This is a genomic window from Streptomyces sp. NRRL B-1347, from assembly GCF_000720325.1.
GTDB lineage: Bacteria > Actinomycetota > Actinomycetes > Streptomycetales > Streptomycetaceae > Streptomyces.
This window is the reverse complement of the sequence record NZ_JOJM01000318.1, coordinates 1-278: the sequence shown is the minus strand read 5'-3', so window position 1 is coordinate 278 and position 278 is coordinate 1. Positions and strand designations below refer to the sequence as shown.

The following is a 278-nucleotide window of genomic DNA, read 5'->3' as shown; positions in this document are numbered from 1 at the left end:
GACGGTGTGGTGGACGCTCTGACGGTGGAGCGGGCGGCCGGGGTGTTGCGTCCGAAGGTGGACGCGGCACGGAACCTGCACGAACTGACCGCCGGAATGGACCTGTCGGCGTTCGTTCTCTTCTCCTCCGGCGCCGCCACACTGGGCGGCCCGGGGCAGGGCAGTTACGCGGCGGGCAACGCGTATCTCGACGCGTTGGCGTTGCAGCGGCGTGCGGACGGTCTTGCGGCGACCTCGATCGCCTGGGGTGCCTGGGCCGGTGGCGGACTCGGCTCCGG

Annotated in this window: 1 protein-coding gene; it reads left to right on the top strand. The window is 71.9% G+C overall.

Annotated elements, in window-relative coordinates:
• Nucleotides 1-278 (top strand): ketoreductase domain-containing protein (locus IG74_RS47440; protein ID WP_158858163.1); only part of this gene is annotated, 278 nt, incomplete at both ends.